Raw genomic sequence first — 21196 nt, 5'->3', positions numbered from 1 at the left:
CAGTCAGTAGGATGTGGAAAGTGCGGCACAACCTACGGGACGGCCACCCCGGACCGCAATGGTGACCGGCGGTAACCCCTGCTCACCGCCGGGGCAGCGCAAAGGTGGTGAGGACCGCCGCGTGGTCGGAGGGCCACTCGTTGTCCGCGACGTCGGGCCAGGGGCGCGGGGTGCCGGTGACGACGGTCCGGGCCTCCCGTACGGCCAGTCCCCGGTGCAGGACGTAGTCGATCCGGTCCTGCGGCTCGGGCCGGCCGCTGCCGTCCTCGTGCACGGGATGGACCGGCGACCAGGTGTGCCCGGGCTCGGCGACCGGGTCCGGGTGCGCCTCGCGGTAGGAGTCGGCGAAGCCCGCCTCCTCGGCCGCCCTGGTCACCGGCCAGTCCACCTCGGGCCGGTCCAGGTGCGAGGGGCAGTTGAAGTCGCCGACCAGGACCACCGGGACGCCCTCGGCCGAGGCGTCGGCGATCCGGTCCAGCGCGTCCCGCATCTGGGCGAGCCGCACCCCCTCGTGGGCGATCAGCTCGGCCGCGGGCAGCCCGTCGAAGTGGTACTCGTAGGGCCCGTACGGCGTGTAGTGCAGATGCGCGGTCCATACGTCGACCTCGCGGCCGGGGGCCACGGCGATCCGGACGCCGGCGGCGCCGTAGAAGCCGACGCCGGGGTCGCCGAAGCGGGCGGTGATCGGGTGCCGGCTGATCACGCCGAGGTTCTCGCCGGCCCGGTGGTGGTGCCAGCCGAGGGCGTCGGCCAGCTCCTGGGCGGCGGTGCCGCCGGTCTCCTGGAGGCCGACGACGTCGGCGCCGCTGTCCAGGACGGCCTTGAGCTGCTTGGCGCGGTGGTCGTCCACCTTGCTGCCGCCGAGCCACAGGTTCCAGCTCATGACGCGCAGCTCGGGCGCGACCATCCGGCGCAGGTCCTCGACCGAGACCCCGGCCAGGCTGTCCCGCACGGTCCGGCCGGGTGCCCCGCCGATCGGCGCGAGGGACGGGACGGCGAGGACGGCGCATCCGGCGGCCTCGGCGGAGGCGACGCCGGTCTCGGTGTCCTCGACGGCGACACAGGCGGCGGGGTCGACCCCGAGGGCCTCGCAGGCGGCGAGGTAGGGATCGGGGGCGGGCTTGGTGCGGTCGGTGTCGTCGGCGGTGACCGAGGCCGCGAACCGGTGGCGGCCCAGGACGTCGAGGACGACGTCGGCGACCGCCCGCGGGGACGCGGTGACCAGGGCGGCGGGGACGGCGGCGGCGGCCAGCCCGGTCAGCAGTTCCAGGGCGCCGGGGCGGGGCACCACGCCGGTGCGGACGCGCTCGGCGAAGGCGTGGTGCAGCTCGGCGGCGAGGACGGCGGCGGGCCGCCCGGTGGACTCGGCGAGCCAGGCCGCGGTGTGCTCGACCGGGCGGCCGAGGACGTCCGGCTGGTCGTCCTCGGTCAGCGGGCGGCCGGCGGTCTCCTCGACCGCCTCCCACCACAGCCGCTCGGTGTCCACGAGCGTGCCGTCCATGTCGAGCAGAACCGCCTCCAGGGCGGTGTGGGGGGTCATGTTCCGGGGGTTCCTCACGTGTGGGTACGGTCGGCCACCAGCACCGGCCGCTCGGGCAGCGACACGCTGACGGCGGCTCCGGCGCCGAGCCCGGTGGCCTCGTGCGCGGGCAGGTCGGCCTTGGCCTCGGTGCCGTCGGCGAGTCGTACGGAGACCCGGACGACCGCGCCGAGGAAGGAGGTGGCGACGACCCGGGCGGCGCCCTGCTCGTCCGCCCGCACCCGCAGGGCCTCGGGCCGCACCAGCACGTCGACCGCCCCGTCAGGCACCTCGCCCTCGGCGGGCAGCCGCTGCCCGAGCACCTGGACGGTGCCGTCCGCCAGCTCCCCGGGGATCCGGCTCATGGTGCCGACGAACTCGGCGACGAAGGCGGTGGCGGGACGGCCGTACAGCTCGGCCGGTTCGGCGCACTGTTCGAGACGGCCGGCGCGCATCACGGCGACCCGGTCGGCGACCGACAGCGCCTCCTCCTGGTCATGGGTGACGAAGAGGGTGGTGATGCCGAGTTCCTGCTGGAGCCGGCGGATCTCCTCGCGCAGGGTGAGCCGGACCTTGGCGTCCAGGGCGGACAGCGGCTCGTCCAGCAGCAGCACCCGGGGGCGCAGGGCTAGGGCGCGGGCCAGCGCGATGCGCTGCTGCTGGCCGCCGGAAAGCTGGTGCGGATACCGCTCCCGCTTGTCGCCGAGGCCGACCAGCTCCAGCAACTCGGCGGCGCGGGCGCGCCGCTCGGCCGTACGGACACCGCGCATCCGCAGCCCGAAGGCGACGTTGTCGACGGCGCTCAGATGCGGGAAGAGGCTGTACGACTGGAAGACCATCCCGGCGTCCCGGCGGTGGGCCGGGACCTGGGTGACGTCCTCGCCGTCCACCAGCACGGCCCCGGCGGCGGGGTGTTCGAAGCCGGCGAGCATGCGCAGCGCGGTGGTCTTGCCGCAGCCGGAGGGGCCCAGCAGGGCCAGGAACTCCCCCGGGCGGACGGTCAGATCGAGTCCGTCGAGGGCGACGGTCGTCCCGAACTCCCGGCGCAGCGAGCGGAACTCGACGGTCGCGGCCTGGGTGCGGGTCTCGGGCAGGGTGGCAGTCATGTGGGTCATCCCCGGGAGGAGGCGGTCTGGGCGCGTCCGCGGCCGGCACCGGCGAGCGCGAGGAGCAGGGCCCAGGTGACGAACAGGCTGAGCACGGAGACGGCGACGGACATCTGGGCCTGTTCGCTGCCGACGTTGTAGATCCACACGGCGAACGGGGTGTAGCCGAGCAGATGGGAGACCGTGAACTCGCCGAGGACCAGGGCCAGGGTGAGGAAGGACGCGTTGAGCAGCGCCCCGCGCAGATTCGGCAGCACGGCCCGCACCAGGGCCTGCGGCCAGCTCGCGCCGCAGCTGCGGGCCGCCTCCACGAGGGTGCGCACGTCGACGGCGCGCAGACCGGCGTCCAGGGCGCGGTAGACGAACGGCAGCGCCATCACGACGTAGGCGAGGACCAGCACGACCGGGAAGTCCGGGTTCTGGATCACCACGAAGGTCTGGAACAGCGGGGTGCGGGAGAGATGCTCCGGACCCCACTTCAGCACGGTGACGATCCCGGCGACGAAGGCGATCGGCGGCACCACCAGCGGCAGCGAGCACACCACCTCCACCACCGGCCGCAGCCGGGACGAGCCGAGCCGGAGCGCGACCACGGCGGGCACCAGGAGCAGCAGGACGACGGCGATGGTGGCGAGGGCCAGCTCCAGCGAGAGCAGCAGGCTGGGCAGGAAGCCGTCGGCGGACAGGATGTGGGTGTAGGCGTCGAGGGTGACGCCCTGGCCGGGCACGTCCACCGTGAAGACCACGGAGGCGGCGAGCGGCACCAGGAAGTACAGGGCGGCCAGGCCGAGGACGGCCCAGCGCCAGGGGGTCAGGCGTCGAGCCATCGGGCGCTCCGGCGTTGCAGGGGCAGATACACGGCCATCACCACGCCGGCCACCAGGACCATGTCGAGGCTGAGGGCGAGGGCGACGTTCTCCTGGCCGACCAGCACGTTGCCGGACAAGGCGTCGGCGATCTGGAGGGTGACCAGCGGGACCGCGCTGCCGACCATGGCGGCGGCGGTGGCGTAGGCGGCGAAGGAGCTGCCGAACAGCAGCACCAGGCCGCCGAGCAGGGAGGGCGCGAGCACGGGCAGCGCCACGTGCCGCCAGTACTGCACCCCGGTGGCGCCGTTGTTCAGCGCGGCCTCCCGCCACTGGGCGCGCAGGCCGTCCAGCGCGGGGGTGATGGTGAGGACCATCAGCGGGATCAGGAAGTACAGGTAGACGAGGACCAGGCCCCAGAAGCTGTACAGGTCGAAGCCGCTGTCCTTGAGGCCGAGGTGCGCGGTGAGCACGCCGGCGTTGCCGAGGGTGGCGACGAAGGCGAAGGCCAGCGGCACGCCGCCGAAGTTGGCGAGGACGCCGGACGCGGTCAGCACGGCCTCGCGCAGCCGGCGCGAGCGGGAGCCGACCACGGCCTGGGCGAGCGGCAGCCCGAACAGGGCGCCGAGCGCGGCGGAGACCGCGGACAGCTTGACGCTGCCGAGCAGGGCGGTGAGGTACGGCCCCTGGAGCGAGGCGGTCAGGTTCTGCGTGCCGTAGTGGCTCCCGACGGTGAAGGCGCCGTCGAGGATGGCGGACGCGGGCAGCCCGAAGGCGACGGCGGCGAACACCAGCAGCGGCACCACGGCGAGCCAGCCGGGGGCGCGGCGCCGCCGCTTCGGGGAAGCGAGGGGCGCCACGTCCGCGCGCGGGAGGACGGCGGTCATCCGGAGACGGCCTTGCCCCAGCCCTGCCCGAGGACCGTCTTGGCCTTGGTCTGCTGGGCCTCGGTCGGGAAGGACGGCGTGCCGGTGACCTGCGGGAGCCTGGCGGCGGCGGCCTTGTCCAGCGTGCCGGCCTGCTCCATGGCCGGCATCAGGGCCGGGCGGGCGTAGCCCTTGAGCCACAGGTTCTGGCCCTCGGCGCTGTAGAGGTACTCCTGCCACAGGCGGGCGGCGGCCGGGTGCGGGGCGTCCTTGTTGATGGCCTGGGAGTAGTACTGGGCGTACCGGCCGTCGCTCGGGATGGCGACCTTCCAGTCGAGGCCCTTGGACTTGAACTCCTGGGCGTAGCCGGCGTTCAGGTAGTCCCAGTCGAGGGAGATCGGGGTCTCGCCCTTCTCGACGGTGGCCGGGGTGGACTCGACGGGCGTGTAGTTGCCGTTCTTCTTCAGCTTGGCGAAGAAGTCCAGGCCGGGCTGGATGTCGCCGAAGGAGCCGCCGTCGGCCAGGGCGGCCGCGTAGACACCGCCGAACGCGGACCCGGACTTGGTGGGGTTGCCGTTGAGGGCGACCTGGCCCTTGTACTCGGGCTTGAGCAGGTCCTTGAAGGTGGTCGGGCAGGTCTTGACGCGCTTGGCGTCGCAGCCGATGGAGATGTAGCCGCCGTAGTCGTTGTACCAGCGGGCCTGCGGGTCCTTCTGGGCCGCGGGGATGTCGCCGTAGGAGGCCACCTTGTAGGGCGCGAGCAGGCCCTGCTGGGCGGCGCTGAGCGCGAAGGAGGAGCCCAGGTCCAGCACGTCGGGGGCGCGGTCCTGGCCCGTGCGGGAGGTGACGGCGTTGATCTCGTCCTGGCTGGTGCCGTCGGGGTTCTCCACCTCGACCTTGATGCCGTACTTCTTCTGGAAGCCGTCGATGAGGGCGCCGTAGTTCGCCCAGTCGTGGGGCAGCGCGATGGCGTGCAGCGTGCCCTCCTTCTTGGCCGCCCGGACCAGGGCGTCCATGCCGCCGAAGCCGGCCGCGGAGGTGGCGGTGGCGGCGCTCTTGCCGTCCTTGGTGGTCGACGCGTTGTCGGGGGCGGCGCCGCAGGCGCTCAGGGCGAGCGCGGCGACGACGGCGAGGGAACCGCCGAGCGCGGCGTTTCTCGGCAGGGACACGGTCACGGTCTCTCCAGGGGGACGCATGGGGAGCGAGGAAAAACTCTTCGAACTTGTCTGAACAAGTTGACCCCAGTACGCCCGCCGCCGGTGTCCGGTCCGTAAACACTGCCGAAACTCCGGCCCCCGTTTCCCTGCACACTTCCGGTTGACACGGATCAGTAGGGAACGTCGATTAGGCTGGTCACGCTGTGCACAGCGGCCTACGCAGAGGGGAAGCATGACGGCGCGACACGAGGAGATCGCCGACGAGCTGCGGCGGGCGATCGACCGCGAGGAGTACACGGTCGGCAGCCGGCTGCCCTCGGAGTCGGAGCTGGCCGCGCACTACGGCGTCTCCCGGGGCACGGTCCGCCAGGCCGTCGCGGCCCTCACCGCCGAGGGACTCATCGGCTCCCGCCAGGGTGCCCGGCGGGTGGTCCTGGCCAGCCGCCGCAGCCAGAGCTTCGAGGAGCTGCGCAGCTTCGCCCAGTGGGCCCGCGCGATGGGCCGCGAGGCCACCGGCCGGGTGGTGTCCCAGGAGTACCGGCCGGCCACCGCCGAGGACGCCGTGCGCCTCCAACTGGTCGTCGGCACCCCGGTGTTGCACGTCCTGCGGGTGCGCGGACTGGACGGCGAGCCGGTGCTGCTGGAGCGGACGGTCTACGCCGACTGGATCTCCCCGGCGGTCGAGGCCATCGAGCCCGACTGCCCGTCCGTCACCCAGCGCCTGTACGACGACACCGGCCTGGTCTTCGCGTACGGCGAGCATGTCATCGACGCGGTCGCCTGCGGCGCACAGGACGCCGAGCTGCTGGGCGTGCGCCGCACGAGCCCGCTGCTGCGGGTGCGGCGCGTGACGACCACGCGGGAGGGGCGCCCGGTGGAGTGGTCCGACGACCGGTACCGCTCGGACGCGGTGAGCTTCAGCGTGCGCAACTCGATAGGCAACAACGCGCTGGCCCGCAAGACGGCGGGGTAGCGCCCTATCCGGGAGCCCCGGAGGAGAAGCGGCGCAGCAGCGGGGACAGCACCAGCACGGACTTGGTGCGCTCGACGAACGGCTCCCCGGCGATCCGCTCCAGCACCCGCTCGAAGTGGCGCATGTCGGAGGCGAAGACCTGGGCGATCGCGTCCGCGTCGCCGGTGACGGTCGACGCGGCCACGACCTCCTGGTAGCGCTCCAGGCCTCGCTGGATGGTCTCCGGGGAGGTGTTGCTCCGGCAGTAGATCTCGATGTACCCCTCGGTCTCCCAGCCGAGCGCCGCCGGGTCCACCCGGACGGTGAATCCGGTGATGGCTCCGGTGGCCCGCAGCCGGTCCACGCGCCGCTTCACGGCGGGTGCGGACAGGCCGACCATCTGCCCGATGTCCGCGTAGGAGCGGCGGGCGTCCTCGGCGAGGGCGTGCACGATGCGTTCGTCGAGATCGTTCAGCACAGGGGGTGGTTCACTTCTTCGGTTCGGTCACTTCTCTGCCGTCGCCGCGGGAGCGTCATCGGCCGCGGGACGGGAACGGCGACAGCCGTATACGAAGTAGAACACGAGCCCGACGAGCGCCCCCTCGGGGGCGCGGGGAACGGCGCGACCGGCCGCGAACGGATCCGCGGCTGCGCACCGGCTCCCACGCGCTTCCCGGCGGAGCGGTCAGCTCCAGCTGGCGTGCAGCGGCTTGCCCTCCGCGTACCCGGCCGCGCTCTGGATGCCGACGATGGCCTTCTCGGCGAACTCCTCGAGGGAGCCGGCACCGGCGTAGGTGCAGGAGGAGCGGACACCCGCGATGATCGAGTCGATCAGGTCCTCGACGCCGGGGCGGGCCGGGTCCAGGAACATCCGCGAGGTGGAGATGCCCTCCTCGAACAGCGCCTTGCGGGCGCGGTCGTAGGCCGACTCCTCGGAGGTGCGGTTGAGCACCGCGCGCGCGGAGGCCATGCCGAACGACTCCTTGTACAGGCGGCCGCCCGCGTCCTGCTGGAGGTCGCCCGGGGACTCGTAGGTGCCCGCGAACCAGGAGCCGACCATGACGTTGGAGGCGCCGGCCGCGAGGGCCATGGCGACGTCGCGCGGGTGCCGGACACCGCCGTCGGCCCAGACGTGCTTGCCGTACTTCTTCGCCTCGGCGGCGCACTCCAGCACCGCGGAGAACTGCGGCCGGCCCACACCGGTCATCATGCGGGTGGTGCACATGGCGCCGGGGCCGACACCGACCTTGATGATGTCCGCGCCGGCGTCGATGAGGTCCTTGACGCCCTCGGCCGAGACGATGTTGCCCGCGACGATCGGCACCTGCGGGTCGAGCGCGCGCACCAGCTTGATGGCGCTGATCATCGACTCTTGGTGGCCGTGCGCGGTGTCGATGACGAGCGTGTCCACGCCCGCGTCGAGCAGCTGCTTGGCCTTGCCCGCCACGTCGCCGTTGATGCCGACGGCGGCGGCGATGCGCAGCCGGCCCTTGGCGTCCACGGCCGGGGTGTACAGCGTGGCCCGCAGGGCGCCCTTGCGGGTGAGGATGCCGGCCAGCCTGCCGTCCTTGTCGACGGCCGGGGCGTAGCGCCGGTTGTGGGTGTCCAGGGTGTTGAAGGCCTCGCGCGGGTCGATGTCCGCGTCCAGGAGCAGCAGGTCCTTGGACATGACCACTTCGAGCTGGGTGAAGCGGTCGACGCCGCTCAGGTCCGCGTCGGTGACGACGCCGACCGGCCGGTGGTTCTCGTCCACGACGACACCGGCGTTGTGCGCCCGCTTGGGCAGCAGCGCGAGGGCGTCGGCGACGGTCTGGTGCGGGGTGAGCACGATCGGGGTGTCCAGCACCAGGTGGCGGCTCTTCACCCAGGAGACGACCTCGGTGACGACCTCGATCGGGATGTCCTGCGGGATGACCACCAGGCCGCCCCGGCGGGCCATCGTCTCGGCCATGCGGCGCCCGGCGATGGCGGTCATGTTGGCGACCACGAGCGGGATGGTGGTGCCCGTACCGTCCGGCGAGCGGAGGTCCACGCCCTGGCGGGAGCCCACCGCGGAGCGGCTCGGCACCATGAAGACGTCGTCGTACGTCAGGTCGTACGCGGGCTGGATGTCATTGAGGAAACGCACGTGCTGCACATCCCAGTCGATCAGAGGTGACCCCCGGACAGGTGTGCCAGGGGGAAAGAGCACGTACTTCATTCTCCCATGGCCGGGCCGTCACCATGCCCCGACAGAACGTCCAGGCTGGTGAGAGGCGCTTAGGAGGTTCCTCCAAGGGCCAGCGCGACGCTGAGCGCCGGGGTGTGGTCGGCGGCCTCGGTGAACACCTCCTGGGCGATCCGCCACTCCTCCGGCCGCGCCTCGGCGTACGGCCGCCAGTTGCGTACGACGATCAGCAGCCCTCGCTCGACCGCGTCCTCCGGCCACACCGTGTGGTCGCCGAGCGAGTCGGCGAGCGCGTCCCAGTTGCGGCCGAACCAGTCCGGCAGCGCCAGCGCCCGGGCGGCGCGGTCCATCAGTCCGGCCTTGTCCGTGACTCCGTCGAGGTCCAGCGTGACCAGGAGTTCCGTCATCTCAGTACCGCCCTGAACGATTGGTAGTGATCATCGGTGTAGTACAGCTCGCCGCCCTGCCCGGTGATCAGGCGGCGGGCCCCGCGGTCGCGCGAGCCGGGTGTCGGCACCGTGTACTCGCGGTAGTAGCCGCGCTGGTGCCTGGGCAGCCGTCCCTCGAAGTTCCCGAAGACGATGCCGTCCCGGGCGTAGGGGTAGGGGCCGCCCCGGTCGATGAGCGCGAGCGTCCTGCGGGCCTCGGCCGGCAGCTCGGACGCCCGGACGGTGGCCATGCCGTGGGCCCAGGAGGGCGCCGACCCGGCGGGGGCACGTGTGCCCTCCCGGCCGGCCGGGTGGGAGGAGCAGCCCGTGAGCAGGACGGCGAGACAGACCAGCAGCCCGGCGCACGCACGCAGGACGGCACGGGGTACGACACGGGGGACGAACCGCAGCAGCATGGCGACGATGCTGCCACGACCGTCCCCGCACGGCCGTACCGTGACCCGCCTTTCCCGCGCGGTACGCACCACCCGCTGCGGGCCCCGTCAGGCCCCGTCGGGGTCCTGGCGGCTGAGCGCGGGCTTCGGGGTCGGCCCCGCCGTCATCAGGTAGTCCGCGGCGGAGGTGTCCGTGACCAGGCTGGTGACCAGCCCGGACCGGAGCACCGCGTCGATCGCGGACGCCTTGCGCTGTCCGCCGGCGATCGCCACGACCTCCGGGATACGGCGCAGCTGGTCGGCCTTGACCGTGATGCACCGCTCCCCCAGGTCGCGGCCGATCCGGCGGCCCTCGGCGTCGAAGAGGTGCGCGGACATCTCGGCGGCGACACCGAGCGAGGCGTAGTGCGCCCGCTCCTCGTCGCTCAGCATGTCGTGCACCGTCGAGATGCCCGGCTCCCAGGAGCCGATGGAGACACAGGCGACCGTGACCTTGTCGAAGTACTCGTACGCCCGGGCGATCCCGGTCTGGCTGCGCAGCGCCGCCGCGGTGGCCGCGTCCGGCAGCAGCATCGGCGCGTAGATGGGGTGCGCGTCGCCGCCCGACACCTGCGCGGCCCGGCGCACCGCCTCCACCGAGCCGCGTTCGGCGGTCCCGGCGTCGTACACGCCCGTCAGCTGCACCACCGTGCACGGCGGCAGCCGGTCGAGCGCCGCCGCCATGTGGATGGTGGACCGGCCCCAGGCCAGCCCCAGCACGTCCCCCTCGTTGACCAGCTCGCCGAGGAGGTCCGCGGCGACCTCGCCGAGGTTCTCCGGGTCGGGGTTCTCCTCGGCGTCGGCCGGGGACTCGACCACGACGGCGTGCCGCAGGCCGTAGCGGGCGCGGAGCGCGTCGGAGCGCTCGGCGTCCAGCTCGGCCGGCACGCGGATCTCGATCCGTACGAGATCCCGTTCGAGGGCCGTCTCCAGGACCCGCGCCACCTTGAAGCGGCTGACGCCGAACTCCTCCGCGATCTGGATCTTGGACTTGCCCTCGAGGTAGAAGCGGCGGGCCATGGCCGCCGCCTGCACCAGCTCTGCGGGTCCCATCCGCATGGCTGACCGGCCCGCCGACATACCCGACACGGCGATCTCCTCACTGCTGTTCACACTTGGATTCGCCGTTCATCCTTGCAGATTCGGCGCGACTGATCCGCCCTGATGGGCGCCGTTCCCTTAACCGTTCATATAGCTGTGGCTCAGTGGTCGCATGCCCAGGACGCCCTGGCGGTCGCCTCCTGGGCCTGGGCGCGCAGGGCGCGCACCGCTTCGGCCGGGTCCTCGGCGCCGTACACGGCCGAACCGGCGACGAACACGTCCGCTCCCGCCTCCGCGCACCGCTCGATCGTCGAGGCCGAGACCCCGCCGTCCACCTGGAGCCACAGCTGGAGGCCGTGCTTGCCGATCAGCTCACGGGTGCGGCGGATCTTGGGCAGCATGATGTCGAGGAAGGCCTGGCCGCCGAAGCCCGGCTCGACCGTCATGATCAGCAGCATGTCGAGTTCCGGCAGCAGGTCCTCGAAGGGCTCGATCGGCGTGGCGGGCTTGAGCGCCATGGAGGCGCGCGCACCCTTGGCGCGGATCTCGCGGGCGAGCCGCACCGGAGCGGCGGCCGCCTCCGCGTGGAAGGTGACGGAGGAGGCACCGGCCTCGACGTACTGGGGAGCCCAGCGGTCGGGGTCCTCGATCATGAGGTGGCAGTCCAGCGGCGTGTCCGTCGCACGGGCCAGGGACTCCACCACCGGTACGCCGAGGGTGAGGTTCGGGACGAAGTGGTTGTCCATGACGTCGACGTGGAGCCAGTCGGCGCCCTGGACCGCCTTGGCCTCCTCCGCGAGTCGGGCGAAGTCGGCGGACAGGATGCTGGGGTTGATCTGCACGGCCATGACCCAAGCCTGCCATGCCGCTGCGCTGGGCTGTAACGGCGGTCTCAGGTTGTGTTTTGTCTGCCGGCCCGGTGGGGGCTGGTCGCGCCCCGCGGCGCAGCCGCATATCGATACAGCCCCGCGCCCCTTCAGGTTGGCAATCCCGACGACGCTTCAGCCGGTACGCCGAATCAGGGCCAGGTACATCGCGTCCGTGCCGTGGAGGTGGGGCCAGAGCTGGATGTCCGGGCCCTCGCCCAGACCGGGCATGTCCGGGAGCAGGGGGCGGGCGTCGATCAGCTCGGTGTCCGGGTGCTGCTTGAGGATGTCGGAGACGACCGCGCGGGTCTCGGCGAGATGGGGCGAGCAGGTGGCGTAGCCGACGACACCGCCGACGCGCACCGAGTCCAGGGCGGTGCGCAGCAGGGACCGCTGGAGCGGGGCGAAGTTGTCCAGGTCCTCCGGGCGCCGCCGCCAGCGCGCCTCGGGCCGCCGGCGCAGCGCGCCGAGCCCGGTGCAGGGCACGTCCATCAGCACCCGGTCGAAGGTGCCGGGCCGCCACGGCGGCCGGGTCCCGTCGGCGGCGATGACCTGGTACGGCCCCGGGTTGCCGTGCAGCGCCCTGGCGACCAGCCCGGCCCGGTGCGGCTGCTTCTCGGAGGCGAGCAGGACGGCCCCGCGCTCGGCGGCGAGCGCGCCCAGCAGCGCGGCCTTGCCGCCCGGCCCGGCGCACCCGTCGAGCCACTTGGTGTCGGAGCCCTCCAGCGGCGCGTTGGCGAGCGCGAGGGCGACCAGCTGGCTGCCCTCGTCCTGGACTCCGGCGCGCCCCTCGCGCACGGCTTCCACCGCGCCCGGCTCCCCGCCCTCGGCGAGCCGCACGGCGTACGGCGACCAGCGCCCCGGCACGGCGGCGTCCTCGCGCAGCAGCTCCTCGGTGGTGGCGCGGCCCGGCCGGGCGACGAGCGTCACCTCGGGCCGCTCGTTGTCGGCCGCGAGCAGCTCCTCGATCCCGGCGCGGCCGCCGCCGAGGGAGTCCCACAGCGCGGAGACGACCCAGCGCGGGTGCGAGTGCATCACGGCGAGATGGTCCTCGGGGTCCTCGTCGTAGGACGGGGCGACCTTGGCGAGCCAGCCGTCGAGGTCGTCCTGCGCGACCTTGCGCAGCACGGCGTTGACGAACTTGGCGCGGCCGTCGCCGAGCACCACCCGGGCCAGCTCCACCGAGGCGGACACGGCGGCGTGGGTCGGGATCCGGGTCCCCAGCAGCTGGTGCACACCGAGGGTGAGAACGTCGAGCACCGGCGGGTCGACCTCGCGCAGCGGCCGGTCGACACAGGCGGCGACCACGGCGTCGTAGGTGCCCTGGCGGCGCAGCGTGCCGTAGACCAGCTCGGTGGCCAGGGCCGCGTCCCGCGCGTCGAAGTCGCCCTTCTCCCGCGCCTTGCGCAGCAGCGGCGGCAGCACGAGGTTGGCGTACGCGTCCCGCTCGTCCACCGCGCGCAGGGCCTCGAAGGCCAGCATGCGGACGGGGTCCTTCTGGGGACGGCGGTAGGGCTTGGCGGGCTTACGGGGCCGCCGGGACTGCTCGCTCACGAAAAAGGTGCTCCGGATGTGATGAGGGGGCTGCGGTGTCCAGCGTACGTCGGCACACCGCCGCCCCCGCCGCCCGGGGCCGCCGCGGCCGTGCTCAGCCGCCGAGCCGCTCGCTCCCGGTGATGCGCACCCCGCGCGCCCAGTCGGCGGCGCGCATCGGCTTCTTGCCCTGGGCCTGCACCCACAGCAGCTCGACGGCGTACGACCCGGTGCCCACGTGCACGCTGTTCTTGCCGACCGCGAGCGCGCCCGGCGCCAGGTCGGTCCGCTCGGGCACCGGGGTGACCTGGATGAGCTTGAGCCGCTCGCCGCGGAAGGTGGTCCAGGCGCCGGGCGCGGGCGTGCAGCCGCGCACCACCCGGTCGACGCGCAGCGCGGGCGCCGCCCAGTCCACCTGGGCGTCCTCGACCGTGATCTTCGGTGCCACGGTGATGCCCTCGGCGGGCTGCGGTACGGCCTTCAGGCTGCCGTCCTCGATGCCGTCCATGGTGGCGGCGAGCAGCCCGGCGCCGGCGAAGGCGAGCCGGGTGAGCAGGTCGCCGCTGGTGTCGGTGGGCCGGATCGCCTCGGTCACCGTGCCGTACACCGGCCCGGAGTCGAGGCCCTCCTCGATGAGGAAGGTGGAGGCGCCGGTGATCTCGTCGCCCGCCATGATGGAGTGCTGCACCGGCGCCGCCCCGCGCCAGGCGGGCAGCAGCGAGAAGTGCAGGTTGACCCAGCCGTGGGCGGGGATGTCCAGGGCGACGCGGGGCAGCAGGGCGCCGTAGGCGACGACCGGGCAGCAGTCGGGGGCGATCTCGGTGAGCCGGGCCAGGAACTCCGGGTCCCGCGGCCGGACCGGCTTCAGCACCTCGATCCCGGCCTCCTCCGCCCGGTCGGCCACGGGCGACGCGACCAGCCTGCGCCCGCGCCCGGCCGGCGCGTCGGGCCGGGTGACGACGGCGGCCACCTCGTGCCGCCCGGAGGCGATCAGGGCGTCCAGGGCGGGAACGGCGACCTCGGGGGTACCGGCGAAGACGAGCTTCATGGGCGGGATCGGGCCTCTCGGGCGGGGGTTGGACCGGGCAGCGCACCAGTCTATGGCCACCGGCGCACAGCCGCCGAGGGCGAGCGACCCCCGCAGGGAACGGAAACCGCGACCCGCGCGCGCCCGGACGACCGGCGTACGCATATGCCCATACGCCCCCAGCCCGTGACCAGCGGAGCGCCCACGCGTTGGTCAAGAGAGAGTTGACCACTTCGGGCCCTCGCGCGGCCCAATTCCTTTCAACGCCGGTTCGAGAGGCTTGTTCATGGCCGACCACGCCACCCACGACGCCCAGGCCCGGGCCAGCCTGCACTTGCTGGTGCGGGACATCGAGCGTGTCCGCCGCCAGGTGGACGCACTGCGCACGCTCACCGCCCAGTTGGGCAATGTCTACCGCCCGCGCCGCTCCGGCCCGTCCACGGGCTTCGTCGTCTACGGACGCGCCCCCGCCCCGACGGTGCGTCTCGCCCAGGAACTCCGCGACAGCGTCGAGACCCTGGTCACGGCCGCCGTCGACTTCGACCGCTCGCTCGGCTTCTCGTGGGACGCGGTGGGCTCGGCGCTCGGCGTCACCAAGCAGGCGGTGCACCGCCGCTACGGCGCCCGCCGCGCCGCCGCCCAGGCCGCCGCCGAGGCCGAGCGGTCACCCGAGCCGACCGGCACCCGCACGCTCAACGTGGGCGCCGGTCTGCCGACGGTCCCCGCGGCCCGCTCCATGCCGACCCAGCCGACCGCGGGCAGCCCGACGCTGCGCGACGACGCCCGGCCGACCGCCTTCCCCGGCCCGCGCAACGGCTGACGCCCCGCCGACCGCCCTCCCGGAAGCCCCCGAACCCTCCCGGGAGGGCCCCACGGACGGCCGTCGGCCGAGGTCAGCCGATGTCCGGCGGATCGATCCGCACCCGCACCGCCTCACCGCTCCCCCGTGCCATGCGGGCGGCCTGCGCGGTCTTCAGGGCGGCGGCCAGCGCGGCACCGCTGCCCGGCGGCACCCGCACCAGCGCCCGCTCCCAGTGTTCGCCGGGCGGCGGCGCGCCGGGTCTGCGCGCCCGCCCCGGCAGCGTGGGCGGCACCGGCACCGGCCCCAACACCTCCGCGTCCGCGGGCAGTTGCACCGCAGCCAGGAACTCGGCGACGGCCGTGGGCACCCCGGACACGGCCGCCATCCGCGACACCGGCGGGAAGCCCAGCTCCGCCCGCTCGGCCAGCTCCCGCACCGCGTGCCCGACGGGATCCCAGCGCACCAGGGCCTGCACCGGCCGCAGGGTCGGCTCGGCCACCACGACCACGGTCCCCCCTTCGCTCTGCGGCCGCACTAGCGCTCCGGCCGCGATCCACCGGCGCAGCGCGTCCTCACCGGCGCGCAGATCCGGCCGGGTGAGCATGGCCCAGCCGTCCAGCAGCAGGGCCGCCGCATAGCCGCCCTCGGCCACCGGCTCGGCGCCCGGGGTGCTCACGACCAGCGCGGGCGCGCCCGGCACGGTGTCCAGCACATGCTCGCGGCCCGAGGTGCGCACCGGTACGGCCGGGAAGGCGCGCCCCAGCTCCTCGGCGGTCCGCCGCGCCCCCACGATCTGGGCGCGCAGCCGGAAGCCTCCGCACTCCGGGCAGTGCCAGGCGTTCTCCGGCTGCCCGCACCAGCCGCAGCGCAGCACGCCCGCGTCCTGCCCCTCGAGCGGCCCGGAGCAGTGCCGGCAGCGCGCGGGCGCCCGGCACCGGTCGCAGGCCATCCGGGGGGTGTAGCCGCGCCGGGGCACCTGGACCAGCACCGGCCCGTGCCGCAGCCCCTCGCGGGCCGCCTGCCAGGCGAGGGTGGGCAGCCGGGCGGCACGGGCCGCCTCGTCCCGGGCGAGGTCCTCGTCGCCCACGGTCCGCACCAGCGGCGCGGTCCGCCGCACCTGTTCCCGCCCGGCCACCAGCGGCCGTGCCCAGCCGGTCTCGACCAGCTGGGCGGCCTCCACGGTGCAGCTCCAACCGCCCAGCAGGAAACCGCACTTGTCCTGCGCGGCGCGCAGCAGCAGCACATCCCGGGCGTGCGGCTGCGGGGCGTGCGGCTCGCTGTGGCTGTCGTCCCCGTCGTCCCAGATGGCGACCAGGCCGAGATCGCGCACCGGCGCGAACATCGCCGCCCGGGTCCCCACGACCGCCCGGACGGCCCCCCGCCGCACCGCGAGCCACTGCGCGTACCGCTTCTCGGGCCCGGCGTCGGCGGTGAGCAGCGCATGCCGGCCGGGGCCCAGCAGCGCGGTCAGGGCGGCGTCGACCCGCCCGGCGGCCCGTCCGTCCGGTACGACGACGAGCGCGCCGCGTCCCGAGGCGAGGGTGGCGGCGACGGCCCGGGCGATCTCCTCGCTCCAGGAGGGCCCGGGCAGCGCATGCCACACGGCCCGGGGCGCCCCGCCGGAGGCCAGCGCCTCCAGGAAGGCCCCGCCGCGCTCGTACCGTGCCCAGGAGCCCGTCTCGGGCGCGGGCGGCGGCGGCAGGGGCTCCGGGGACGGCCGCTGCTCGGCGCGCGCGCTGCGGGGCGGCACGGCCAGCTGGAGGACGTCGGCGAGGCTGCCCGCGTACCGGTCGGCGACGGCCCGGGCGAGCCCCAGCAGCTCCTCGCTCAGCACCGGCTCCGGCGACACCACCTGGGCCAGCGCGGCCAGCGGGCCGGAGTAGTCGGAGTGGGCCAGCCGCTCGATGAGGAAGCCGTCGATGAGCCCCCCGCCCTCCCGGCGGCCCTCGCGCACCCGGCCCCGCCCGGCCCCGAACCGCACCCGCACCCGCACGCCGGGCTGCGCCTGCTCGTCCAGCTCGGCGGGGACGGCGTAGTCGAAGTACCGGTCGAGGTGCAGCACGCCCTTGTCCACGAGGACCCGGGCCACCGGCAGTCGCTCCGCCAGCGCGGCGCCCCGCCAGGTCCGCGGCTTGGCCCGCGGGGTCTTCGCCGTGCGCACGCTCTCCCGGATGAGGGCGAGCTGCTCCGCCGGCGCTCCTTCGCCCGCGCCGTCCCCGTCCCCCGGGTGCACCCCGTCCTCGCTGCTCACGCTTGCATTCTTCCAAACGGGACTGACAACACCGGCTGCCCGCGGACACGCCGAGGCCCGGCTCCCGAGAGGGGAAGCCGGGCCTCGGCGGACAGGCGGGCGGGACTACAGGCCGGCGGCGGCGCGCAGCGCGTCCACGCGGTCGGTGCGCTCCCAGGTGAATTCGGGCAGCTCGCGGCCGAAGTGGCCGTAGGCCGCCGTCTGGGAGTAGATCGGGCGGAGCAGGTCGAGGTCGCGGATGATCGCGGCCGGGCGGAGGTCGAAGACCTCGTCGATGGCCTTCTCGATCTTGTCGGTCTCGATCTTGTGGGTGCCGAAGGTCTCCACGAAGAGACCGACCGGCTCGGCCTTGCCGATCGCGTACGCCACCTGCACCTCGCAGCGCGAGGCCAGACCCGCGGCCACGACGTTCTTGGCGACCCAGCGCATGGCGTAGGCGGCCGAGCGGTCCACCTTGGACGGGTCCTTGCCGGAGAAGGCGCCGCCACCGTGGCGGGCCATGCCGCCGTAGGTGTCGATGATGATCTTGCGGCCGGTCAGGCCCGCGTCACCCATCGGGCCGCCGATCTCGAACCGGCCGGTGGGGTTGACCAGCAGGCGGTAGCCGTCGGTGTCCAGCTTGATGCCGTCCTCCAGCAGCGCCTTCAGCTCCGGCTCCACGACGAACTCGCGGATGTCGGGCGCCAGCAGCGACTCGAGGTCGATGTCGCTGGCGTGCTGCGAGGAGACGACCACCGTGTCGAGGCGGACGGCCTTGTCGCCGTCGTACTCGATGGTGACCTGCGTCTTGCCGTCCGGGCGCAGGTAGGGGATCGTGCCGTTCTTGCGGACCTCGGAGAGGCGCTTGGACAGCCGGTGCGCCAGGAAGATCGGCAGCGGCATCAGGGTGGGCGTCTCGTCGGACGCGTAGCCGAACATCAGGCCCTGGTCGCCGGCGCCCTGCCGGTCCAGCTCGTCGTCGTCGCCCTCGACCCGGGCCTCGTACGCCGCGTCCACACCCTGCGCGATGTCCGGGGACTGCGCGCCGATCGACACCGACACGCCACAGGAGGCGCCGTCGAAGCCCTTCTTGGAGGAGTCGTAACCGATCTCCAGGATCTTGTTGCGGACCAGGCTCGCGATGTCCGCGTACGCCTTGGTCGTCACCTCACCTGCCACGTGCACCAGGCCGGTGGTGATCAGCGTCTCCACGGCGACCCGGGAGGTCGGGTCCTCCCGCAGAAGCGCGTCGAGAATGGTGTCGCTGATCTGGTCAGCGATCTTGTCGGGGTGACCTTCGGTCACGGACTCCGAGGTGAACAGGCGACGGGACACAACGCTCCCTGGGGTTGCAGCGGCTGCTGGCTGATCATTTACGGTCGGTGCGCGGGGCTGCGCCCGGCGCCGACCGTGACAGTTTATCGGTCACACTCGGCCGATGGGTCACTGTCTCGCCTCTCGGAAGCGCTGTGACCTGCGGCACGGGGCATTCTGCCCAACGCCGGGCGGCCTTGGCCAGGGTCGCCACGATCAATTTCAGGCGGCCTTCCACTGCTCCGTCCGGTGAGCGGGGCCGCCGCGGGGTCAGCCGAGCCGCGCTGCGACCAGGTCCCAGACGGTCTCGGCCAGGGCCTCCTTGGGCCCGTACGGCACCGGCGTGTCGCTGCCGTCCGCACCCAGCACGACCGCCTCGTTCTCCTCGGAACCAAAGGTCTTGCGCTCGCCGACCTCGTTGACCACGAGCAGGTCGCAGCCCTTGCGGGCGAGCTTGGCGCGGCCGTTGGCGAGGACGTCGTCGGTCTCCGCGGCGAAGCCGACGATCACCTGTCCGGGGCGGGCCCGTTCGGCGGACAGCTCCGCGAGAATGTCTGGATTTCGCACCAGGACGATCGGGTCGGGCTCCTGGCCGTCCCGCTTCTTGATCTTGCCGGCCGCGTAGACGGCCGGACGGAAGTCGGCCACGGCGGCGGCCATGACGACGGCGTCGGCGTCCGCCGCGGCCTTCAGGACCGCCTCGCGCAGCTGTACGGCGGTGCCGACCGGGACCACGTCCACACCGGCCGGGTCGGGCAGCGCGGTGTTGGCCGCGACCAGCGTCACCCGGGCGCCCCGGGCCGCGGCGGTGCGGGCGAGGGCGTAGCCCTGCTTGCCGGAGGAGCGGTTGCCGAGGAAGCGCACCGGGTCGAGGGGCTCGCGGGTGCCGCCCGCCGAGACGACCACATGGCGGCCCTTCAGGTCGGGCTCGGTGACGCCGCGGGCCAGCACCCGGCGGCAGACCTCGAAGATCTCGGCCGGGTCGGGCAGCCGGCCCTTGCCGGTGTCGACGCCGGTGAGGCGGCCGACGGCGGGCTCGATGACGACGGCGCCGCGCCGGCGCAGGGTCGCCACGTTCTCCTGGGTGGCCGGGTGCTCCCACATCTCGGTGTGCATCGCCGGGGCGAAGACGACCGGACAGCGGGCGGTGAGCAGGGTGTTGGTGAGCAGGTCGTCGGCGAGGCCGTGGGCGGCCTTGGCGAGCATGTCGGCCGTCGCCGGGGCCACCACCACCAGGTCGGCGTGCTGGCCGATGCGGACGTGCGGGACCTCGTGGACGCTGTCCCAGACCTCGGTGGAGACGGGGTTGCCGGACAGGGCGGACCAGGTGGCGGCGCCGACGAAGTGCAGCGCGGAGGCGGTGGGCACCACGCGGACGTCATGGCCCGACTCCGTCAGCCTTCTCAGCAGCTCGCACGCCTTGTAGGCGGCGATGCCACCGCTGACTCCCAGCACGACCTTGGGCTTGTCCACGCTCACTCCCCGGACTCGGAACCCTGCAACACCAATGACACACCACAGGCCCGGCAGCGTGACTGCCGGGCCTGTGGATAAGTCAATCGCAGTCTGAAAGTACTACTGCGCCGGGCCCTCGATGGCCTCGGACGTCAGCAGACCCGCGTTGATCTCCCGCAGGGCGATCGAGAGCGGCTTCTCGTGGACATGGGTGTCGACGAGCGGACCGACGTACTCGAGGAGGCCCTCGCCGAGCTGCGAGTAGTACGCGTTGATCTGGCGGGCACGCTTGGCCGCGTAGATCACGAGGCTGTACTTCGAGTCGGTGGCCTCGAGAAGCTCGTCGATCGGCGGGTTGATGATGCCCTCGGGCGCGGTGATGGAAGAGGACACGCTCTACCTTCCGATGGATGGGAAAAGATCATTTCTGATCACACACTCGTGATCAGACAACATCCATCAAGGCTAGCAGCTCGCGGGCCACGTCCTCGACGGAGGTGTTCACCAAGGTCTCGTCGAACTCCGGCTCGGCCGCCAGCTCGGTCCGGGCGGCCGCCAGGCGGCGCTCGATGACCTCGGGCGACTCGGTCCCCCGGCCGGTCAGCCTGCGCACCAGCTCCTCCCAGGAGGGCGGAGCGAGGAACACCAGCTGGGCGTCGGCCATGGAGGCGCGAACCTGCCGGGCGCCCTGGAGATCGATCTCCAGCAGCACGGGCTCGCCGTTCTCCAGCCGCTCCTGCACGGCCGCGCGGGGCGTGCCGTACCGGTTGCCGGCGAACTCGGCCCACTCCAGCAGCTCGCCGTTGGCGATCAGCTTGTCCATCTCGTCGTCGGTCACGAAGAAGTAGTGGACTCCGTGCTGCTCACCAGGGCGCGGCTTGCGGGTCGTCGCCGACACCGAGAGCCAGACCTCGGGGTGTTCCTTGCGCATATGGGCGACGACCGTGCTCTTGCCGACCCCGGAGGGGCCGGAGAGCACGGTCAGCCGCGGACGTTCACTCATGCAGCGATTATTCCAGCAATCCCGGGGTGCCCGGGACTCCTGGTCCGACAGCAGCCGGACTCAGGAGCCGGTGCTGCCGAACTCACGCTCCAGGGAGGCGATCTGGTTGGAACCGAGACCGCGCACACGGCGGCTCTCGGAGATCCCCAGACGCTCCATGATCTGCTTGGCGCGGACCTTGCCCACGCCCGGCAGGGACTCCAGCAGGGCGGAGACCTTCATCTTGCCGATGACGTCGTTCTCCTGGCCCTGCTTGATGACCTCGTGCAGGGAGGCGCCGGAGTGCTTGAGTCGATTCTTGACCTCGGCCCGCTCCCGGCGAGCCGCGGCGGCCTTTTCGAGCGCGGCTGCGCGCTGTTCAGGGGTAAGGGGCGGAAGAGCCACGCCTACGTCACCTCGGATGTCGAACTGTCGGATACGGACCGGTGAGGAACCTAGTCGCCCCACACCTGGGGAGCCACGAGCAACACGCTTCACCCGTTCTCCCCCA

General features: G+C 73.2%; 21 protein-coding genes. 2 read left to right on the top strand and 19 right to left on the bottom strand.

Translation table 11 applies throughout. The annotated features are described in order from the left end of the window. Window positions 1-82: 82 nt before the first annotated feature. Genes ACZ5CZ_RS03800 through ACZ5CZ_RS03780 form a run of 5 tightly spaced genes read right to left on the bottom strand, consistent with a single transcriptional unit; the run spans window position 83 to window position 5472 of the window. Window positions 83-1540, bottom strand: a complete 1458-nt coding sequence (locus ACZ5CZ_RS03800) for an HAD-IA family hydrolase (RefSeq protein WP_468938827.1) — start codon at window positions 1538-1540, stop codon at window positions 83-85. A gap of 14 nt (window positions 1541-1554) precedes the next feature. Further along, window positions 1555-2625 carry an ABC transporter ATP-binding protein gene (locus ACZ5CZ_RS03795; protein WP_468938825.1) on the bottom strand — a complete coding sequence of 357 codons (1071 nt, stop codon included), beginning with the start codon at window positions 2623-2625 and terminating at the stop codon, window positions 1555-1557. 5 nt (window positions 2626-2630) lie between these two features. Continuing rightward, on the bottom strand, window positions 2631-3452 hold the full coding sequence (locus tag ACZ5CZ_RS03790; RefSeq protein ID WP_385846647.1) for an ABC transporter permease: 822 nt from the start codon (window positions 3450-3452) through the stop codon (window positions 2631-2633). Further along, on the bottom strand, window positions 3437-4318 hold the full coding sequence (locus ACZ5CZ_RS03785; protein WP_385846645.1) for an ABC transporter permease: 882 nt from the start codon (window positions 4316-4318) through the stop codon (window positions 3437-3439). Before ACZ5CZ_RS03785 ends, ACZ5CZ_RS03790 begins: the two co-directional genes overlap by 16 nt. After that, a complete protein-coding gene (locus tag ACZ5CZ_RS03780; protein ID WP_468938822.1) occupies window positions 4315-5472 on the bottom strand; it encodes an ABC transporter substrate-binding protein in 1158 nt (385 codons plus the stop codon). Before ACZ5CZ_RS03780 ends, ACZ5CZ_RS03785 begins: the two co-directional genes overlap by 4 nt. 214 nt (window positions 5473-5686) lie before the next feature. On the opposite strand from ACZ5CZ_RS03780, the gene ACZ5CZ_RS03775 reads away from it, so the two are divergent. Further along, window positions 5687-6427 carry a GntR family transcriptional regulator gene (locus ACZ5CZ_RS03775; RefSeq protein ID WP_385846641.1) on the top strand — a complete coding sequence of 247 codons (741 nt, stop codon included), beginning with the start codon at window positions 5687-5689 and terminating at the stop codon, window positions 6425-6427. 4 nt (window positions 6428-6431) lie between these two features. Here ACZ5CZ_RS03775 and ACZ5CZ_RS03770 read toward each other — a convergent pair whose 3' ends face one another. The 8 genes from ACZ5CZ_RS03770 to fmt form a co-directional block, all read right to left on the bottom strand. Beyond that, window positions 6432-6884: an Lrp/AsnC family transcriptional regulator gene (locus ACZ5CZ_RS03770; protein ID WP_121789788.1), complete on the bottom strand. Its 453-nt coding sequence runs from the start codon at window positions 6882-6884 to the stop codon at window positions 6432-6434. Between the two features lie 207 nt (window positions 6885-7091). After that, a complete protein-coding gene (locus tag ACZ5CZ_RS03765; protein ID WP_385846639.1) occupies window positions 7092-8534 on the bottom strand; it encodes a GuaB1 family IMP dehydrogenase-related protein in 1443 nt (480 codons plus the stop codon). Between the two features lie 131 nt (window positions 8535-8665). After that, window positions 8666-8980 (bottom strand): barstar family protein, encoded by a 315-nt coding sequence (locus ACZ5CZ_RS03760; RefSeq protein WP_385846637.1) that lies wholly within the window; start codon window positions 8978-8980, stop codon window positions 8666-8668. Continuing rightward, window positions 8977-9417 carry a guanyl-specific ribonuclease gene (locus ACZ5CZ_RS03755; protein ID WP_468938819.1) on the bottom strand — a complete coding sequence of 147 codons (441 nt, stop codon included), beginning with the start codon at window positions 9415-9417 and terminating at the stop codon, window positions 8977-8979. Before ACZ5CZ_RS03755 ends, ACZ5CZ_RS03760 begins: the two co-directional genes overlap by 4 nt. Window positions 9418-9504: 87 nt before the next feature. After that, complete coding sequence (locus ACZ5CZ_RS03750; protein ID WP_385846635.1) at window positions 9505-10548, bottom strand: sugar-binding transcriptional regulator; 1044 nt, start codon at window positions 10546-10548, stop codon at window positions 9505-9507. Window positions 10549-10637: 89 nt separating this feature from the next. Continuing rightward, on the bottom strand, window positions 10638-11324 hold the full coding sequence (gene rpe, locus ACZ5CZ_RS03745) for a ribulose-phosphate 3-epimerase (RefSeq protein WP_467543847.1): 687 nt from the start codon (window positions 11322-11324) through the stop codon (window positions 10638-10640). A gap of 153 nt (window positions 11325-11477) precedes the next feature. Beyond that, window positions 11478-12896 carry an RsmB/NOP family class I SAM-dependent RNA methyltransferase gene (locus tag ACZ5CZ_RS03740; RefSeq protein ID WP_468938817.1) on the bottom strand — a complete coding sequence of 473 codons (1419 nt, stop codon included), beginning with the start codon at window positions 12894-12896 and terminating at the stop codon, window positions 11478-11480. A 94-nt stretch (window positions 12897-12990) separates the two neighbouring features. Next, on the bottom strand, window positions 12991-13923 hold the full coding sequence (gene fmt, locus ACZ5CZ_RS03735) for a methionyl-tRNA formyltransferase (protein ID WP_468938815.1): 933 nt from the start codon (window positions 13921-13923) through the stop codon (window positions 12991-12993). Window positions 13924-14188: 265 nt separating this feature from the next. Between fmt and ACZ5CZ_RS03730 the strand changes: the two genes are divergently transcribed. Continuing rightward, a complete protein-coding gene (locus ACZ5CZ_RS03730) occupies window positions 14189-14722 on the top strand; it encodes a hypothetical protein (protein ID WP_385846629.1) in 534 nt (177 codons plus the stop codon). A 73-nt stretch (window positions 14723-14795) separates the two neighbouring features. Here ACZ5CZ_RS03730 and ACZ5CZ_RS03725 read toward each other — a convergent pair whose 3' ends face one another. The 6 genes from ACZ5CZ_RS03725 to ACZ5CZ_RS03700 form a co-directional block, all read right to left on the bottom strand. Beyond that, on the bottom strand, window positions 14796-16955 hold the full coding sequence (locus ACZ5CZ_RS03725) for a primosomal protein N' (protein ID WP_468938813.1): 2160 nt from the start codon (window positions 16953-16955) through the stop codon (window positions 14796-14798). Window positions 16956-17060: 105 nt separating this feature from the next. After that, window positions 17061-18269, bottom strand: a complete 1209-nt coding sequence (metK, locus tag ACZ5CZ_RS03720) for a methionine adenosyltransferase (RefSeq protein WP_385846625.1) — start codon at window positions 18267-18269, stop codon at window positions 17061-17063. 249 nt (window positions 18270-18518) lie between these two features. Then, a complete protein-coding gene (coaBC, locus tag ACZ5CZ_RS03715) occupies window positions 18519-19721 on the bottom strand; it encodes a bifunctional phosphopantothenoylcysteine decarboxylase/phosphopantothenate--cysteine ligase CoaBC (RefSeq protein ID WP_385846624.1) in 1203 nt (400 codons plus the stop codon). Between the two features lie 102 nt (window positions 19722-19823). Beyond that, the gene (rpoZ, locus tag ACZ5CZ_RS03710; RefSeq protein WP_005319902.1) at window positions 19824-20096 is read right to left on the bottom strand and encodes a DNA-directed RNA polymerase subunit omega; all 273 of its coding nucleotides are present in this window, start codon (window positions 20094-20096) and stop codon (window positions 19824-19826) included. 52 nt (window positions 20097-20148) lie between these two features. Further along, the gene (gene gmk / locus ACZ5CZ_RS03705; RefSeq protein ID WP_385846622.1) at window positions 20149-20706 is read right to left on the bottom strand and encodes a guanylate kinase; all 558 of its coding nucleotides are present in this window, start codon (window positions 20704-20706) and stop codon (window positions 20149-20151) included. Between the two features lie 60 nt (window positions 20707-20766). Beyond that, window positions 20767-21090: an integration host factor gene (locus ACZ5CZ_RS03700; RefSeq protein ID WP_003977346.1), complete on the bottom strand. Its 324-nt coding sequence runs from the start codon at window positions 21088-21090 to the stop codon at window positions 20767-20769. Between the last annotated feature and the right edge of the window lie 106 nt (window positions 21091-21196).

The organism is Streptomyces sp. NPDC031418, from assembly GCF_055581605.1.
The sequence above is the reverse complement of the archived record's forward strand: the minus strand, read 5'-3'. Positions and strand labels throughout refer to the sequence as shown.

Bases quoted from the DNA above. Each gene is read 5' to 3' on its own strand.
- ACZ5CZ_RS03800 (WP_468938827.1), bottom strand. From the start codon at position 1,540: ATGACCCCCCACACCGCCCTGGAGGCGGTTCTGCTCGACATGGACGGC.
- ACZ5CZ_RS03795 (WP_468938825.1), bottom strand. From the start codon at position 2,625: ATGACTGCCACCCTGCCCGAGACCCGCACCCAGGCCGCGACCGTCGAG.
- ACZ5CZ_RS03790 (WP_385846647.1), bottom strand. From the start codon at position 3,452: ATGGCTCGACGCCTGACCCCCTGGCGCTGGGCCGTCCTCGGCCTGGCC.
- ACZ5CZ_RS03785 (WP_385846645.1), bottom strand. From the start codon at position 4,318: ATGACCGCCGTCCTCCCGCGCGCGGACGTGGCGCCCCTCGCTTCCCCG.
- ACZ5CZ_RS03775 (WP_385846641.1), top strand. From the start codon at position 5,687: ATGACGGCGCGACACGAGGAGATCGCCGACGAGCTGCGGCGGGCGATC.
- ACZ5CZ_RS03760 (WP_385846637.1), bottom strand. From the start codon at position 8,980: ATGACGGAACTCCTGGTCACGCTGGACCTCGACGGAGTCACGGACAAG.
- ACZ5CZ_RS03755 (WP_468938819.1), bottom strand. From the start codon at position 9,417: ATGCTGCTGCGGTTCGTCCCCCGTGTCGTACCCCGTGCCGTCCTGCGT.
- rpe (WP_467543847.1), bottom strand. From the start codon at position 11,324: ATGGCCGTGCAGATCAACCCCAGCATCCTGTCCGCCGACTTCGCCCGA.
- fmt (WP_468938815.1), bottom strand. From the start codon at position 13,923: ATGAAGCTCGTCTTCGCCGGTACCCCCGAGGTCGCCGTTCCCGCCCTG.
- ACZ5CZ_RS03730 (WP_385846629.1), top strand. From the start codon at position 14,189: ATGGCCGACCACGCCACCCACGACGCCCAGGCCCGGGCCAGCCTGCAC.
- gmk (WP_385846622.1), bottom strand. From the start codon at position 20,706: ATGAGTGAACGTCCGCGGCTGACCGTGCTCTCCGGCCCCTCCGGGGTC.